Genomic DNA, 14,408 nt, shown 5'->3' with positions numbered 1-14,408 from the left:
GGATTCTACAAAAAATCAAATATCCACATTCCGCGCAATCAGCGCGTTCTGTTCGATAAATTGGCGTCGTGGCTCTACCTGATCACCCATCAGGGTAGTGAATACCGCATCCGCACCCAGTGCGTCTTCTACGTTTACTTTCAGCAGGCGGCGGACGGTGACGTCCATGGTGGTTTCCCAGAGCTGTTCCGGGTTCATTTCGCCCAGACCTTTATAGCGCTGGATGGCGATGTTGCGGCGGATCAGGCCCAGTAGCCATTCGATGGCGTCTTTAAAGTTGCTCGCGGCTTGTACTTGCTCACCGCGTTTTACTTGAGCGCCGTCACCCAAGAGGCCATTCAGCATGTCGGCGGTTTTGCGCATTTGCGCGTAATCGCCGGATAGCAGGAAGGCTTCGTCCAGGTATTGCAGGGTGGATACGCCGTGCTGGCGGCGCGATACGGTGATCACAAAGCTTTCTTCTGAGCGGGTAAAGCTGAAGGTGTAGCGCGGGCTGTTTGGCGTGGCTACCTTTTCCAAGGCAGCGGTCAGCAGATCCACACTTTGCTGTGCTTCGGCTTCATTGCTTAATGCCAGCGCAGGCATGCCAATCATGGCTTGCAGTACGGCGGCATCAATAAAGCGGCTGTGGCGATCAATCACCGCTTCTGAGGCAAAGTATTGGCGTGCCATTTTTTCCAGAGCTTCGCCCGCAATGGCTGGTGCGTCTTCGCCCGGCAAGAGGGATGCACCATTTAATGCCTGGCGTAGCAGGTATTGCTTCAGCTCGGCTTCGTCTTTAAGGTAAGTCTCGCTCTTGCCGTGCTTGATTTTGAATAGTGGCGGCTGGGCGATATAGATATAGCCGCGCTCTACCAATTCTGGCAGTTGGCGATAGAAGAAGGTAAGCAGCAAGGTACGGATGTGCGAGCCGTCCACGTCCGCATCGGTCATGATAATAATGCGGTGGTAGCGCAGTTTTTCGATATTGAAATCGTCTTTACCAATCCCGCAACCGAGTGCGGTAATCAGCGTGCCGACTTCTTGGCTGGAGATCATTTTGTCGAAACGTGCACGTTCCACGTTCAGGATTTTACCTTTCAAAGGCAAAATCGCTTGGAATTTGCGATCACGGCCTTGCTTGGCCGATCCACCCGCAGAATCACCCTCAACCAGATAAATTTCAGATTTGGCGGGGTCTTTTTCCTGGCAGTCGGCCAGCTTACCTGGCAGGCCAAGGCCATCCAGCACGCCTTTACGGCGGGTTAGCTCACGCGCACGGCGGGCTGCATCACGGGCACGGGCTGCATCTACAATCTTGCCGCAAATGATTTTGGCGTCGTTGGGGTTTTCTAACAGAAAGTCTGCCAGCGCTTGGCTGATCACTTCGCTGACTACCGGGCCAATTTCGCTGGAAACCAGTTTGTCTTTGGTCTGGCTGCTAAATTTTGGATCAGGCATTTTTACCGAAAGCACACAGGTCAGGCCTTCGCGCATATCGTCGCCAGAGGTTTCTACCTTGGCTTTTTTGGCGTGCTCGTTTTGCTCAATATATTGATTGAGGGTACGGGTCATTACCTGGCGCAGCGCAGTCATGTGGCTGCCGCCATCCCTTTGCGGGATATTATTGGTAAAGCATTGCACCGATTCTTGGTAAGAATCGTTCCATTGCATCGCTACTTCCACCATCATGCCGTCTTTCTCGCCATAGGCATGAAAGATGTGCGGGTGCAGTACCGATTTATTGCGGTTCATGTATTCAACAAAGCCGCTTACGCCGCCCACATAGGCAAAGTTTTCTTCCTTGCCATGGCTGCGATCCAGCAGTTGAATTTTTACGCCGTTATTCAGGAAAGAAAGCTCACGAATCCGCTTTGCCAGAATCTCAAAGTGGTATTCAACTAGGCCAAAAGTCTCGATCGAAGCCATAAAGTGCACTTCGGTACCACGACGCTCGGTGTCGCCAATGACTTTAAGCGGCGAAACCGCTTCGCCCTGGCGAAACTCCATGCTGTGCGCTTTGCCGTTACGGCGAATGGTGAGCTTCAGCCAGTCGGATAAGGCATTCACCACCGACACACCCACACCGTGCAAGCCGCCAGAAACTTTGTAGCTGTTCTGGTCAAACTTACCGCCGGCGTGCAGCTCGGTCATAACGATTTCGGCGGCAGAGCGCTTAAATTCGTCGTCTTCTTTGATGTCCGTTGGGATACCACGGCCGTTGTCTTCTACGCTGATGGAGTTATCGGCGTGGATAATCACTTTAATCGTGTCGCAATGCCCGGCCAGCGCCTCGTCAATGGCGTTATCCAGCACTTCGAACACCATATGGTGCAGGCCGCTGCCGTCCTGTGTATCACCGATATACATGCCCGGACGTTTCCGAACGGCTTCAAGACCTTTCAGAATTCTAATGCTATCGGCGCCATATTCTTGTTGCTCAGACATTGCTAATTCCTTAAATCAACATACGAGCCTGGCCCATTTTTGGCCAGGCTAAATTTTTATAAAGATGTGCGCAGCATGTTCAAGCCCAAAAGCTTGACTCAAAGCCAATCAAAATCATAAAAACCGTGCGAATTATTCTTCGCAATAAAAATAAATCTAACATCTTACAAATGCAAAAGGCCGGGGCAACCCCGACCTTAGCCGTAAACTTACAAGGCTAGATACGCATTGGCATGACGATATATTTGAAATGCTCGTTATCTGGAATAGTAACCAGTACAGAGGAAGTCACATCGCCAAACGAGAAGTGCAGCGTTTCAACCGATGTATTGGTCAATACGTCCAGCAAATACTGGATGTTGAAGCCGATATCCAACGGCGCGCCGTTGTAATCTACTTCTACTTCTTCCTGCGCTTCTTCCTGCTCATTGTTATTACACATGATTTTAAGCAGGCCGTCAGTCAGCACTAAGCGTACGCCACGGAATTTTTCGTTTGATAAAATCGCAGCACGTTGCATAGAGGCCAGCAACATCTGGCGCTCAATCAGCAGGCCTTTATCATTATTTTGCGGAATCACGCGGTTGTAATCGGGGAATTTACCGTCGACCACTTTGCTGTGAATCACAATATTGCCAAAGGCAAAACGCACCTGATTGCTGGCGATATCGATGGTGACTTCGTCATCCGAATCAGCCAGCAATTTGTACAATTCTAAGATGGTTTTACGCGGCAAAATCACTTCATTCTTAGCAAAATCGCCCAGAATTTCTGCCGATGCAAAAGCCAGACGGTGGCCATCAGTGGCAACCAGTTTGAGCAAATTGCCTTCAGTAACCAAGAACAAACCGTTTAAGTAATAACGAATATCTTGGTGTGCCATCGTAAATTGCGTACGGCCCAGCAAGGCTTTTAACTGGCCTTGTGGCATGCGTACTGTGGCGCGCAGATTGGTATCTACCGCTAGCTGCGGGAAATCAGCTGCGGGCAGCGTTTGCAGATTAAAGCGGCTTTTACCTGCTTTAATCGTCAGACGGCCGTCGGCCTCTTCCATGCTCACAACGGTTTTATCCGCAATAGCACGCAAGATATCAGACAGCTTTTTAGCCGCGACTGTAATGGCGAAATCGTCGCCAGAAAAGCCTTCAGCCTGGCGGCTACTGATCTGAATTTCAAGATCGGTGCCGGTAAAGGACAGGGCGTCGCCATCCTTCTTGATCAACACGTTCGAGAGAATGGGCAGGGTATGCCTGCGCTCAACAATACCGGTGACCGTGGCCAGCGGCTTCAGGAGCGCATCGCGTTCGGCTTGCAAGAGTTGCATGGCGCCTCGTTCCGAAAAATGGGTTTAACCGCAGGATTCTAACCGATTTACAGCATGTGTAGGGAATGAATGGCGCTTCGCCATGTTAAATAAGCTAAGCGACCTTCAAACTTACAAAACCAGCCGGTGTTTTATACGAAATGCATAGTGCATTTTAATGCCACACGGCTGGCAAATGGGCAAACCCGCAGCGGGTTTAAGCGACTGATTTACCCACAAAAAGATTAACTGCGCAGCATCTGCAACAATACACCGTATTGATGGGCGATTTCGCTATCGCTGCCGCGCATTTCTTCGATGGTGCGGCAGGCATGCAAGACTGTAGTGTGGTCCCGCCCGCCAAACGCTTCACCAATTGCAGGCAAGGACATTTGTGTCAGCTCTTTTGTCAGCGCCATGGCAATCTGCCTTGGCCGTGCAATATCACGGGTGCGCTTTTTAGAATGCATATCTGCAATCTTGATTTTATAAAAATCTGCGACGGTTTTCTGAATATTTTCTACCGATACCTGACGGCTGCCAGACGCCAATATATCTTTCAGCGCTTCTTTTGCGGCATCCAGTGTAATCGGCTGATTGGTAAAGCGTGAATAAGCCAATACCCGTTTCAATGCGCCTTCCAACTCCCGCACATTGGAGCGGATATGTTTGGCCACAAAAAACGCCACATTGGCATCAAGCTTAAAGTTTTCACGCTCGGCTTTTTTCATCAGAATCGCCACACGCATTTCAAGCTCTGGCGGCTCAATCGCCACAGTCAGCCCCCATGAAAAGCGCGAGGTCAGGCGCTCTTGCAGGCCGTCGATTTCTTTTGGATAGCGGTCCGACGTGATAATAATTTGCTTGTGCGCTTCAACTAAGGCGTTAAAAGCATAGAAGAATTCTTCCTGCGTTTTATCCTTGCCCACAAAAAACTGAATATCATCGATCAGCAGTAAATCCAGCGAATGGTAGTAGCGTTTAAACTCGTCAAACGCCTTGTGCTGGTAAGCGCGTACCACATCCTGCACGTATTTTTCGGCGTGAATATAGCGGATCTTGGCACCCGGATTACGCTGATGCACATAATTACCAATTGATTGAATCAAGTGAGTTTTCCCTAGGCCCACACCGCCATACACAAACAGCGGGTTGTAGCTTACACCAGGGTTTTCAGCCACTTGAATCGCTGCGGCGCGTGCCAGCTGATTGGCCTTACCGGTAACCAGCGTTTCAAAGGTAAAATTTGGGTTTAAGCGTGTTGTTTCGTGATTGGCCGCAGACACACTGATCACGGCTTTGGCAGGTGCAGGCTTGCCTTCGGCAGCACCGGCATTGCTGGCCTGAGGCGCGGCAGCAGGCCTTTGCATAGAGCCAACACGCAGGGCAATCACTGGCGCATCGCCACTTGCAAAGCTTGCAGCAGCTTCTTCAATCATCCCAAGATAACGATCACGGATAAATTGTAAGAAAATCTGATTAGGTACGATCAGGTTTAAGCCTTCATCGGTCATTTCAACCGTAAGGGGTTTAATCCAGATACGAAACTGGTCCGCGCCCAAACGACGCTCCAACTCAGTAAGGCAGTGGGGCCAGCAATTTTCCAGCACAGACATAGGGGTATCCTGTCCGTCGTGATTCGCAAACACGCAAATATACCTCGTTAAAAAAGAGGCCCACGACGAAAGCGGTGATGTTATTCAAGGAGAACGAGGGGCGATTGTACCGCTTCATCCCATACTTATCCACAGCCCTATTATGCAGCGGATCAATAAAAGGTATTGACAAGACAGCTCAGTAGCTATGTAATCAACGGTTTACTTCGGTTTTGTTTGGCAGGGATCCAATATTATGAAACGTACATTCCAACCTTCAGTTATCAAACGCAAACGCACTCACGGTTTTCGTGCACGTATGAAAACCCGTGGTGGCGTAGCAGTTGTTAATGCTCGCCGCGCAAAGGGCCGCAAGGTTTTGACCGCTTAATTGCGGGCAAAAACCTTGAAGCTAAACTTTGTTGGGACACACCCAAGCTGGTTTTGCGCGCAATATGCGCCTGCTAAAAGCGGATGAATTTTCATCCGTTTTTAGTTTGCGCTGTTCTTCTTCCAATGATTTTTTTCAAGTACTTGGCAGGCCCAATGGGCTGGATCACGCCAGACTTGGATTAGTTGTTGGTAAAAAAACAGACAAACGGGCCGTAGGCCGCAACTACATCAAACGCACAGTGCGAGAAACATTTCGCCTGAACGCAAATAAAGTATCCGGCATCGATCTGGTGGTACGTGCACGTCGACCATTTGGAAAAAAAGAAGGCGCTGCAGCCCGTGAAGCACTTATTTCACTGCTCGGCAAGATTCACAAATGTCGAAAATAATCGTCGCGCTACTGCAACTTTACCGGTTTACAATAAGCCCGCTCCTTGGAGCGCGTTGTCGCTTTACGCCAAGCTGCTCCCAATACGGTATTGAAGCCGTCACACGCTACGGCGTAGTGAAAGGGAGCTGGCTGACTACTCGCCGGCTGTGCCGTTGCCACCCTTGGGGTGGCTGTGGCTATGATCCGGTACCATAAATCTGCATACCCTTTCGAGCCAAGATGGATACCAAAAGACTCATCCTCTTTATCGCGTTGTCATTCGGCATTCTGTTCTTCTGGCAGAAGTGGATGGAAGAGCGTTACCCACAAATAAAAACGCCTGCAACCACTGCAAGCGCAACGAATGGTGCCACGCCACAAGCCCAAACCACGCCCGGCCAAGCCCCGCAAGATGCAGGCAGACTGCAACGCGGCCAGCGCATCACGGTTAAAACCGACCTCTTTAATGCAGAAATCGACACAAACGGCGCTGATTTACGCCGCGTAGAATTGCTTAAACATGGCATGGTCGATAATGCGAAGAAGCCATTTGCCCTGCTGCAGGACGAAGGTGAACATATCTATGTGGCACAAACCGGCCTGATCGGTGAAGGCCTGCCTACGCATAAAAGCATTTTTACCAGCACACAAACCGCTTACCAACTGGCTGATGGCCAGAAGGAAGTTTCTGTTCGCCTGGAAGCCACCGGCCCGGACGGTGTAAAAATCGCCAAGATTTACACGTTTAAGCGCGACAGCTATCTGATTAATGTGAAGTACGAGCTGGTTAACGGCTCCGCTAAACCATTAACCACCTCGGCTTACTACCGTTTGCTGCGCGATGGCAAAACACCTGAAGGCAGCGGCGGCCATATGGGCGCAACGACCTTTACCGGTCCGGCTGTTTACACCGACAAGAAGAAATTCCAGAAGGTTGAATTCAGTAAGCTGGACAAGGGTGAAGCTACCTACGAGCAAGCAGCCAAAGACGGTTGGGTTGCCATGCTGCAGCACTACTTTGCCAGTGCCTGGATCGTTTCCCCTACTGGCTTGCCAGCAGTGGGCGGCGCAAATGGCGTTCGCTATGAGCTGAAAAAACTACCAGATGGCCTGTACTCTGCCGGTGTAATTGTTGATTTACCAACGATTGCTGCCAATGCAAAGTATGAAACCAGCGTTCCTCTGTTTGTTGGCCCGGAAGAAACCCGTGTACTGAATACCGTATCCGAAGGTTTTGATCTGATTAAAGACTATGGCATTTTCACCATTTTCTCTAAGCCCATCTTTGCAGTTCTGGATTTTATCCACAAGATGGTTGGCAACTGGGGTTGGTCGATTATTCTCTTGACCATGCTGATCAAAGCGATGTTCTTCCCGCTGGCAGCCGCAAGCTACCGCTCAATGGCTAAAATGCGCAAGCTTGCACCGCGCATGGAGCAACTGAAAGCGAAGCATGGCGATGACAAGATGAAGTTCCAGCAAGCCGTGATGGAAATGTATAAAACCGAGAAAGTAAACCCGCTGGGTGGTTGTCTGCCTATGCTGGTACAAATTCCGGTGTTTATTGCACTCTACTGGGCACTGCTGGCATCGGTTGAATTACGTCAGGCACCATGGATTTTCTGGATTACTGACTTATCGGTAAAAGATCCTTACTACGTACTGCCAGTGCTGATGACCATCTCGATGTATATCCAAACATCGCTGTCGCCACCACCACCGGATCCGATGCAAGCTAAGATGATGAAGATTATGCCGCTGATGTTCAGTGTGTTCTTCTTCTTCTTCCCGGCAGGCTTGGTTGTGTACTGGGTAGTGAATAACGTGATTTCTATTGCTCAGCAATGGTATATCACCCGCCAGATTGAAAAAGCAGATGACGATCAGCCTGTTAAGCTAGCTAAAGCTTAATCAGCCATTCGCCCAATAACGCCGCCTTCGGGCGGCGTTTTTATTTCAAAGCCGCCGAGTTCTGTGATGCCTATACAGCAGATTCATGCCGACATTGAGCAGTTTTTTAATGCCTACTGCCTTGCTTACAATCAGCAGGATAGCCAGGGTGTTGCTAGGCTGTTTGCCGCGCCTTCAGGCATTGCTCAGCACGGGCAATACACGCATTTTGCCAACCCGGATACCACGGCAAAGAATATGCATGAGCTTTGCCAGTGGTATGCAAAGCAAGGTTTCTTACAAGCAAACTTCAAAATCAATCATCTGTTTTTGCAAGGCACCCAACATGCAATCGCAGATATAGCCTGGCAAATTGAGCGCAAGCAGCAAGCGCCGTGGCTGTTCCATACCACGTATAATCTGATTAAAACATCGCAAGGCTGGCTTATCCTGCTTTGCACCGCTTATGAAGAAAGTTTCACTTAATCCCCATACCGAGTACGCCATGCTTTACACCCCCGACATCATCGCCGCCATTGCCACTGCCCCAGGTCGGGGTGGCGTGGGCGTTATTCGTATTTCTGGCCGTCATTTGGGCGATATCATAGAAAAACTGATCGGCAAACCCTTAAAGCCCCGCTACGCCCACTTTGCCCGCTTTAAAGCCGCAGATGGTACGGTGCTGGATGAAGGCATTGCGCTGTATTTCCCCGGCCCCAATTCCTTTACCGGCGAAGAAGTGCTGGAGCTGCAAGGCCATGGCGGGCCTGTGGTGATGCAAATGCTGCTGGCTCGCTGCCTAGAGCTGGGCGCACGCTTTGCCGAGGCGGGCGAGTTCAGCAAACGCGCTTTTTTCAATGGCAAAATGGATTTGGCACAGGCCGAAGCCGTCGCCGACCTGATCGACGCTCAATCGGCTGCAGCCGCCAAATCAGCACTTAAATCGCTCGATGGCGCATTCTCGCGCGAGATTCATGTGCTGGTCGACGAGCTGATTACCCTGCGTATGCTGGTCGAAGCCACGCTCGATTTCCCAGAAGAAGACATTGATTTTCTGGAAGCCGCCAATGCCCACGGCAAATTGCTGGAGCTACAAAGCCAGCTGCAACGCGTGCTTGGCACGGCGACTCAGGGCAAATTGCTGCGTGAAGGCATGCATGTGGTGCTTATCGGCCAGCCCAATGTAGGCAAAAGCAGCTTGATGAATGCGCTGGCAGGCGAAGAAATCGCCATCGTCACCGATATTGCTGGCACCACCCGCGACACAGTGCGCGAGCTGATTCAGCTCGACGGCGTACCCGCACATATTATTGACACCGCAGGTTTAAGAGACACCACCGATACTGTAGAAAAAATTGGTATTGAGCGCACTTGGGCAGCCATTGCCAAGGCCGAACTCGCCCTGCTGCTGATCGACAGCCGCATCGGCATTACCTCAGATGACCAAGCCATCCTGGATAAACTGCCACCCAATCTGCCTGTACTGCGGGTCTTTAATAAAATTGATCTGACTGGAGAAGTCCCAGGCATTGTGGCTGACAATGAAATCCACGTTTCTGCCAAAGCAGGCATCGGTTTAGACGAGCTGCGCAGCAAGCTGCTTACTTTGGTGGGCTGGCACGGCCATGATGACAGCGTATTTATCGCCAGAGAGCGCCACCTCAACGCCATCCGCCGCGCCCAAAGCCATCTTGCGACCGCAGAAGAGGCCTATCTGCAAATCGAAATATTTGCAGAAGAATTACGCCTGGCTCAAAACGCACTCAGCGAAATCACCGGGCAATTTACTTCTGATGATTTACTCGGTGTGATTTTCAGTCGCTTTTGTATCGGAAAGTAATGGAGCAAGCCCGTAAGAAAAACCCGCTTAAATGCTAATACCGTTCTCTTAAGGGTTTTGACCTTAGCTTCCCCCTTAGTAAAAGGGGGAACGCAAGCAAAAGCGCTTTAGTGAACGGCATTACGCTTAAATGCGGTTTTTTTACGGGCAAGAAGAAGCACACTCACCCAGCTGATGGGCCATCTTCTCCCTCACAAAACAGATGCAAAAAATCCACTTACCTGCCTATAACTTAGCAATGTGGCATCTTGCTGACAGCTTGGCTAAAGTAGGTGCCTGTGCAATCCAAGCGTATTATGATCGGGATAATATGCTTTTGATTGGCTATATCACGGCTTTATATTGCATAAATACATGATTTAACTGACGACACCTCCTAGGCAGCAGCGTAGAATTTCCTTTCAATTTACTTTCAAACATACCGTACTAAAAGGAGTCCACCGTGAGCACTACTGACGAAGCATCTGTTAAACGGCTTTTAGAACTGATTAATCTGGATGATAGTGCCGCTGTAGAAGCGCAATGGGCGGCATTTGAAGAAGAGCTGGACGCTCAGAGTGATGACGATTCTGATGATGAAGTAGAGCTGATCTGGATCATCAAAGATGTAATCGACTGGGAATCCGGCTTTTTTGTTGATTGGAAAGACACCGAATCCTTTATTGCCAGCGTAGAAGCACTGGCAGAGCGCGTTGATGTCAGTATCGACTGGGGCGTGGACGACCCAGATGATGATGAATTTTTAGATAACACCAGCGTACCGGACCTGATGGAAGCCGCATTTGAGCAACTGCGCACCCACGGCTACACGTTGTGGAATTGGGCCACCGACAGCGATTGCTACGGCGGCTGGATAGCGAAAAGCGCAGATGATGAAGAAATGCTGAGTCTTTCTGAGGCACTGGGCGTGGAGTTCAGAACAGGCGATATGCCGTTTTAAGCTGCAGGGGATACCTCCCCATATGCGCTAACTAAAACCAGAAAGACCTTTTCAGTGCCTTCGGCACGTCAATTTTGGTGCGGGCGTCCCGCTGGACCTTCCTTTCTTGCGCGGCCAAGAAACGAAGCCAAAGAAGGCCGCCCCAGCCAGCACGAAGGCCCCTCACTGCGGATAATCGACTCGGCGAAAAAGGCTGCTCGGGAGCAAGCCCGCTACCCCTTTTCCGAAACCCCGAGCCGCTTATTCCTCGCTTCGGCGTGCTTCAAGGGGTGATTTAAGCCCCGTGCCGAGAGCGTGATGATTAGATTTCTTTGTTCCTTGCTGATAAAAAAGTAAATTTGCTTAACGCTTATGAGGTGCAAACCGTGTATTTTATTGCTCGTGGCTTGCAGCTCCCCTACGAAAAACATGTCGCTGAAGTTGATAGGTTTGAAGCTTTCCAGCCGCTTAAACCAACAAAGCCCCAGCCAAAGCAAACCCAGACCTGTAAGCGCCTTCTACTTTGCCGCCTGCCAGCCAATCCCCAGCTAAAGCCAGGCCATCATCGCTAAGGACGTAAGGCTGTTCAGCTACTGCTGCGGTACTGCTGGCATAGCGCCAGCGGTAGGCGCTCATTTGCAGCAGTTTGAAGACGGGTAAATTATCCACCGGCATATCGTGAAATAAATCGCCGAAAGCACGGGTTAACAAAGCGCAGGCTTTATCTGGCGTTAAGGCCAAATGCTCGCGCGACCATTCTGGCGAGGCATGCGCCACCCAGTTTTCTTCGCTGCCACGGCCAGGTTTGCTGGTGTTTCTTGCCAGCCAAGTAAACGGGCCTTGGTTAATAAACAAGCCATCAAAAGGCAGATCAATGGGTCTTGCCGAATGAATCAGTAACGCCCAGCTTGGCTCCATCGGGCAAGATGCAGCAACAACAGCCAAAGCATGGCCTGCCGGAAGCAGCGGTGCCAGCTGATCGGCAGGCATAGTCAGCACTAATTTGCCCGCCTGCCAGCTTTCCTCGCCGGCCAGCACTTGCCAGCTGCCATCAAGATTGCGGATGCCATCAATATCAATCTCAAATAAAACTTCGATACCTTCAACCAACTGGTGCAATGGCGCGTCCATGCCCGGCACACCTACCCAGCGTTGTTGTGCGCCTGGCTGGCTGAAATACTGGCCATCCCATGCCTGAATTTTGCCTGCCCATTCGTCCACACAGCCCGCCTGCTGCCACTTTGCAACTTGTGCGGCAAAATCGCTATCGCTGGCGGTAAAGTATTGCGCGCCGTGATCCCACTCACCTTTTGCCGTGCTGCGGCAGGCCATACGCCCGCCTAAACCCGGCGCTTTTTCTAAAACTAAAACCTTCTTGCCTGCGTCCTGCAAGCGCCGTGCACAGCTCAAACCTGCCATGCCTGCGCCAAGAATAAGTACATCGTAATGGGAAGACATGTTTTCTCTCTTCAATCATTAAATAAATCAGCTGCCGGATCTTACCAGCCCACTACTAGGCTCTGCTGACGTTTATTTTACCGTTCAGCTCAGGCGAAAAATAAACATCAAAGAGGCTTACTTGCTGCTTATAGAGGACGGCCTGCTCTGCATTACCGTCGTTCTATTCAGCACACCGTACATTTAATACACAAGAAGCAGGTAATGCTTGCTTTTCAGCTTACCAATTCCTAGATAAACTCTTGCGTAATATCTAAGCATCAAAATAGAACGCTCTTCCTTACTGCATCACCTCAAGCTTTCGAGATTACTCCATATGACGCTGTTTAAATTATTGGGCGACTTTGTCCGCCGCCATTGGCGTGCCTATATTTTGGCGGCGCTTATGCTGTTTGCTGTAGCCGTGCTAACGGTATGGATTCCACGCAAAGTGGGCCAGCTGATTGATGGCTTAGTTAATAAATCGCTGACGCCTGATTTACTGCTCTGGCAATTGGCAGGACTGATTGCCATGGGCCTGACGATATACTTTCTGCGTGTAGGCTGGCGTTTACAGCTGTTTACCGCAGCCTATCGCCTAGGCATTGAGCTGAGGGTGCAGCTTTACCAAAAGCTGGCCGCCCAGGGCCCGGCTTTTTATCATCGTCAGCGCACTGGTGATTTGATGGCACGCGGCACCAATGATATTGATGCCGTAGAAATGGCCGCGGGTGAAGCCATGCTGGCCGGTTTTGATGGCTCGATGACACTGATCCTAGTGCTGGCCATGATGACGCTGGGCATAGACTGGCGGCTTGCTGCCGTCGCGCTGCTGCCCTTTCCTTTGATGGCCTTTGGCTTTTGGCGGCTGTCGCGTCAGGTACACCAGGCTTCTACCGACTCGCTGCAACGCTTTTCGGCACTGAACGATCATGTGCAAGAAACGCTGGCGGGCGTACGCACGCTTCGTGCCTTGGGCTTAGAAGGCAGAAATAGCAAAGTGCTATCTGGTCTTGCCGAAAACGCGGCCAAAGCCAGCCTCGATGCACAGCGCTGGGAGGCCGCATTTGAGCCAGTAGTCGGCATGACACTGACTGCGGCCAGCGTATTAACACTGTCTTTAGGTGGTTATCTGGTTTGGCACAATCAGCTGAGCATTGGTGAGCTAACCAGCTTTAGCATGTATCTTGGCCAGCTGATCTGGCCGATGTTTGCAGCGGGCTGGGTGCTTTCCTTGCTGGAGCGCGGTAAAGCAGCATGGGAGCGGCTTGATCCACTATTGAGCCAGCCACTGACCGTAGACGATCACGGCACGGTTAAAGCAGCCCCCAGCGGCTTACTCAATTTTGACGCCATTGAGTTTACTTACCCAGAGCAAAACACGGCTGCGCTGGCAGGCATTTCGCTCAGCCTTGCTGCAGGGCAAACGCTGGCGCTGGTTGGCCCGACCGGTGCGGGTAAATCAACGCTGCTGCGTATGCTGCTGCGCCAATACCACCCGGAAAGTGGCGCGGTGCGCTGGAATGGCGTGAATGTTGAAGACTATAAATTGCAGCAGCTGCGCTCGGCCATGAGCTGGGTCCCTCAGGAATCGTTTTTATTCTCGGCATCAGTTGCTGAGAATATTGCCCTGATTAAGCCAAACGCCACGCAGGCAGAGATTGAGCATGTCGCTAAGCTGGCTGCGGTGCACGACGATATTCTGCGCTTGCCGCAGGGCTATGAAACCCCAGTGGGTGAGAAAGGCGTATCGCTCTCTGGCGGACAACGCCAGCGTGTGGCCATCGCCCGCGCCCTGCTTTCAGACGCACCACTGCTATTGCTCGATGACGCGCTGTCGGCCGTAGATACACAAACCGAAACGCAGATTCTGGATCACCTCAGAGAAGCCAAACAGGGGCGCAGCATGATTATTGTCAGCCACCGCCTCTCTGCCGTGATCGACGCCAACCATATTGCGGTGCTGAAACACGGCAAGGTGGTAGAAAGCGGCACGCATCAGGAGCTGGTCGAGCTAGACGGCTGGTACGCCAGCCAATGGCGCTACCAGCAGCTGGAAGCAAGCCTGGAAGAGTGAAGTTGAGAGCGCAAAATCTCAAACCACAGAAAACACAGAGAGCACTGAGTTTCACAGAGGAAACGGTAGATTTGATAGTTTCCTCTGTGGCCTCTGAGCCCTCGTTTTACTCTGTGGTTCAAGGTTTAACTCTTTATCAAAGCTAACTGAAGAGTCT

At 51.0% G+C, this 14,408-nt stretch carries 12 protein-coding genes; 8 read left to right on the top strand and 4 right to left on the bottom strand.

The window, feature by feature from the left end; genetic code table 11:
• Window positions 1–15: 15 nt before the first annotated feature.
• From gyrB to dnaA, 3 genes are all read right to left on the bottom strand, one after another.
• Window positions 16–2,427: a DNA topoisomerase (ATP-hydrolyzing) subunit B gene (gyrB, locus tag DYD62_RS17945; RefSeq protein WP_115228762.1), complete on the bottom strand. Its 2,412-nt coding sequence runs from the start codon at window positions 2,425–2,427 to the stop codon at window positions 16–18.
• Window positions 2,428–2,644: 217 nt separating this feature from the next.
• Window positions 2,645–3,751, bottom strand: coding sequence for a DNA polymerase III subunit beta (gene dnaN / locus DYD62_RS17940; RefSeq protein ID WP_115228761.1), 1,107 nt, complete (start codon window positions 3,749–3,751; stop codon window positions 2,645–2,647).
• A gap of 224 nt (window positions 3,752–3,975) precedes the next feature.
• The gene (dnaA, locus tag DYD62_RS17935; protein ID WP_115228760.1) at window positions 3,976–5,346 is read right to left on the bottom strand and encodes a chromosomal replication initiator protein DnaA; all 1,371 of its coding nucleotides are present in this window, start codon (window positions 5,344–5,346) and stop codon (window positions 3,976–3,978) included.
• Window positions 5,347–5,581: 235 nt separating this feature from the next.
• Between dnaA and rpmH the strand changes: the two genes are divergently transcribed.
• From rpmH to DYD62_RS17900, 7 genes are all read left to right on the top strand, one after another.
• On the top strand, window positions 5,582–5,716 hold the full coding sequence (gene rpmH / locus DYD62_RS17930; protein WP_099399737.1) for a 50S ribosomal protein L34: 135 nt from the start codon (window positions 5,582–5,584) through the stop codon (window positions 5,714–5,716).
• Window positions 5,717–5,780: 64 nt separating this feature from the next.
• A complete protein-coding gene (rnpA, locus tag DYD62_RS17925) occupies window positions 5,781–6,107 on the top strand; it encodes a ribonuclease P protein component (protein WP_115228935.1) in 327 nt (108 codons plus the stop codon).
• A complete protein-coding gene (yidD, locus tag DYD62_RS17920) occupies window positions 6,095–6,304 on the top strand; it encodes a membrane protein insertion efficiency factor YidD (RefSeq protein WP_115228759.1) in 210 nt (69 codons plus the stop codon). Before rnpA ends, yidD begins: the two co-directional genes overlap by 13 nt.
• A gap of 24 nt (window positions 6,305–6,328) precedes the next feature.
• The gene (gene yidC / locus DYD62_RS17915) at window positions 6,329–7,999 is read left to right on the top strand and encodes a membrane protein insertase YidC (RefSeq protein ID WP_115228758.1); all 1,671 of its coding nucleotides are present in this window, start codon (window positions 6,329–6,331) and stop codon (window positions 7,997–7,999) included.
• A gap of 66 nt (window positions 8,000–8,065) precedes the next feature.
• Window positions 8,066–8,464 carry a DUF6841 family protein gene (locus DYD62_RS17910; protein ID WP_115228757.1) on the top strand — a complete coding sequence of 133 codons (399 nt, stop codon included), beginning with the start codon at window positions 8,066–8,068 and terminating at the stop codon, window positions 8,462–8,464.
• 19 nt (window positions 8,465–8,483) lie between these two features.
• Window positions 8,484–9,818, top strand: coding sequence for a tRNA uridine-5-carboxymethylaminomethyl(34) synthesis GTPase MnmE (mnmE, locus tag DYD62_RS17905; protein ID WP_115228934.1), 1,335 nt, complete (start codon window positions 8,484–8,486; stop codon window positions 9,816–9,818).
• Window positions 9,819–10,260: 442 nt separating this feature from the next.
• On the top strand, window positions 10,261–10,758 hold the full coding sequence (locus DYD62_RS17900; protein ID WP_115228756.1) for a DUF6630 family protein: 498 nt from the start codon (window positions 10,261–10,263) through the stop codon (window positions 10,756–10,758).
• A gap of 447 nt (window positions 10,759–11,205) precedes the next feature.
• Here DYD62_RS17900 and DYD62_RS17890 read toward each other — a convergent pair whose 3' ends face one another.
• Window positions 11,206–12,195, bottom strand: a complete 990-nt coding sequence (locus DYD62_RS17890) for an NAD(P)/FAD-dependent oxidoreductase (RefSeq protein WP_115228754.1) — start codon at window positions 12,193–12,195, stop codon at window positions 11,206–11,208.
• A gap of 316 nt (window positions 12,196–12,511) precedes the next feature.
• On the opposite strand from DYD62_RS17890, the gene DYD62_RS17885 reads away from it, so the two are divergent.
• The gene (locus DYD62_RS17885) at window positions 12,512–14,251 is read left to right on the top strand and encodes an ABC transporter ATP-binding protein (protein WP_115228753.1); all 1,740 of its coding nucleotides are present in this window, start codon (window positions 12,512–12,514) and stop codon (window positions 14,249–14,251) included.
• Window positions 14,252–14,408 lie beyond the last annotated feature (157 nt).

The sequence above is a fragment of the Iodobacter fluviatilis genome (assembly GCF_900451195.1).
Taxonomy (GTDB): domain Bacteria; phylum Pseudomonadota; class Gammaproteobacteria; order Burkholderiales; family Chitinibacteraceae; genus Iodobacter; species Iodobacter fluviatilis.
This window is presented reverse-complemented; position numbering and strand designations above follow the sequence as displayed.

Excerpts from the sequence above, each read along its gene's own strand:
- DYD62_RS17910 (WP_115228757.1), top strand. The coding sequence starts at position 8,066 with ATGCCTATACAGCAGATTCATGCCGACATTGAGCAGTTTTTTAATGCC.
- dnaA (WP_115228760.1), bottom strand. The coding sequence starts at position 5,346 with ATGTCTGTGCTGGAAAATTGCTGGCCCCACTGCCTTACTGAGTTGGAG.
- rpmH (WP_099399737.1), top strand. The coding sequence starts at position 5,582 with ATGAAACGTACATTCCAACCTTCAGTTATCAAACGCAAACGCACTCAC.
- yidD (WP_115228759.1), top strand. The coding sequence starts at position 6,095 with ATGTCGAAAATAATCGTCGCGCTACTGCAACTTTACCGGTTTACAATA.
- gyrB (WP_115228762.1), bottom strand. The coding sequence starts at position 2,427 with ATGTCTGAGCAACAAGAATATGGCGCCGATAGCATTAGAATTCTGAAA.
- mnmE (WP_115228934.1), top strand. The coding sequence starts at position 8,484 with ATGCTTTACACCCCCGACATCATCGCCGCCATTGCCACTGCCCCAGGT.
- DYD62_RS17885 (WP_115228753.1), top strand. The coding sequence starts at position 12,512 with ATGACGCTGTTTAAATTATTGGGCGACTTTGTCCGCCGCCATTGGCGT.
- DYD62_RS17890 (WP_115228754.1), bottom strand. The coding sequence starts at position 12,195 with ATGTCTTCCCATTACGATGTACTTATTCTTGGCGCAGGCATGGCAGGT.
- rnpA (WP_115228935.1), top strand. The coding sequence starts at position 5,781 with ATGCGCCTGCTAAAAGCGGATGAATTTTCATCCGTTTTTAGTTTGCGC.
- dnaN (WP_115228761.1), bottom strand. The coding sequence starts at position 3,751 with ATGCAACTCTTGCAAGCCGAACGCGATGCGCTCCTGAAGCCGCTGGCC.
- yidC (WP_115228758.1), top strand. The coding sequence starts at position 6,329 with ATGGATACCAAAAGACTCATCCTCTTTATCGCGTTGTCATTCGGCATT.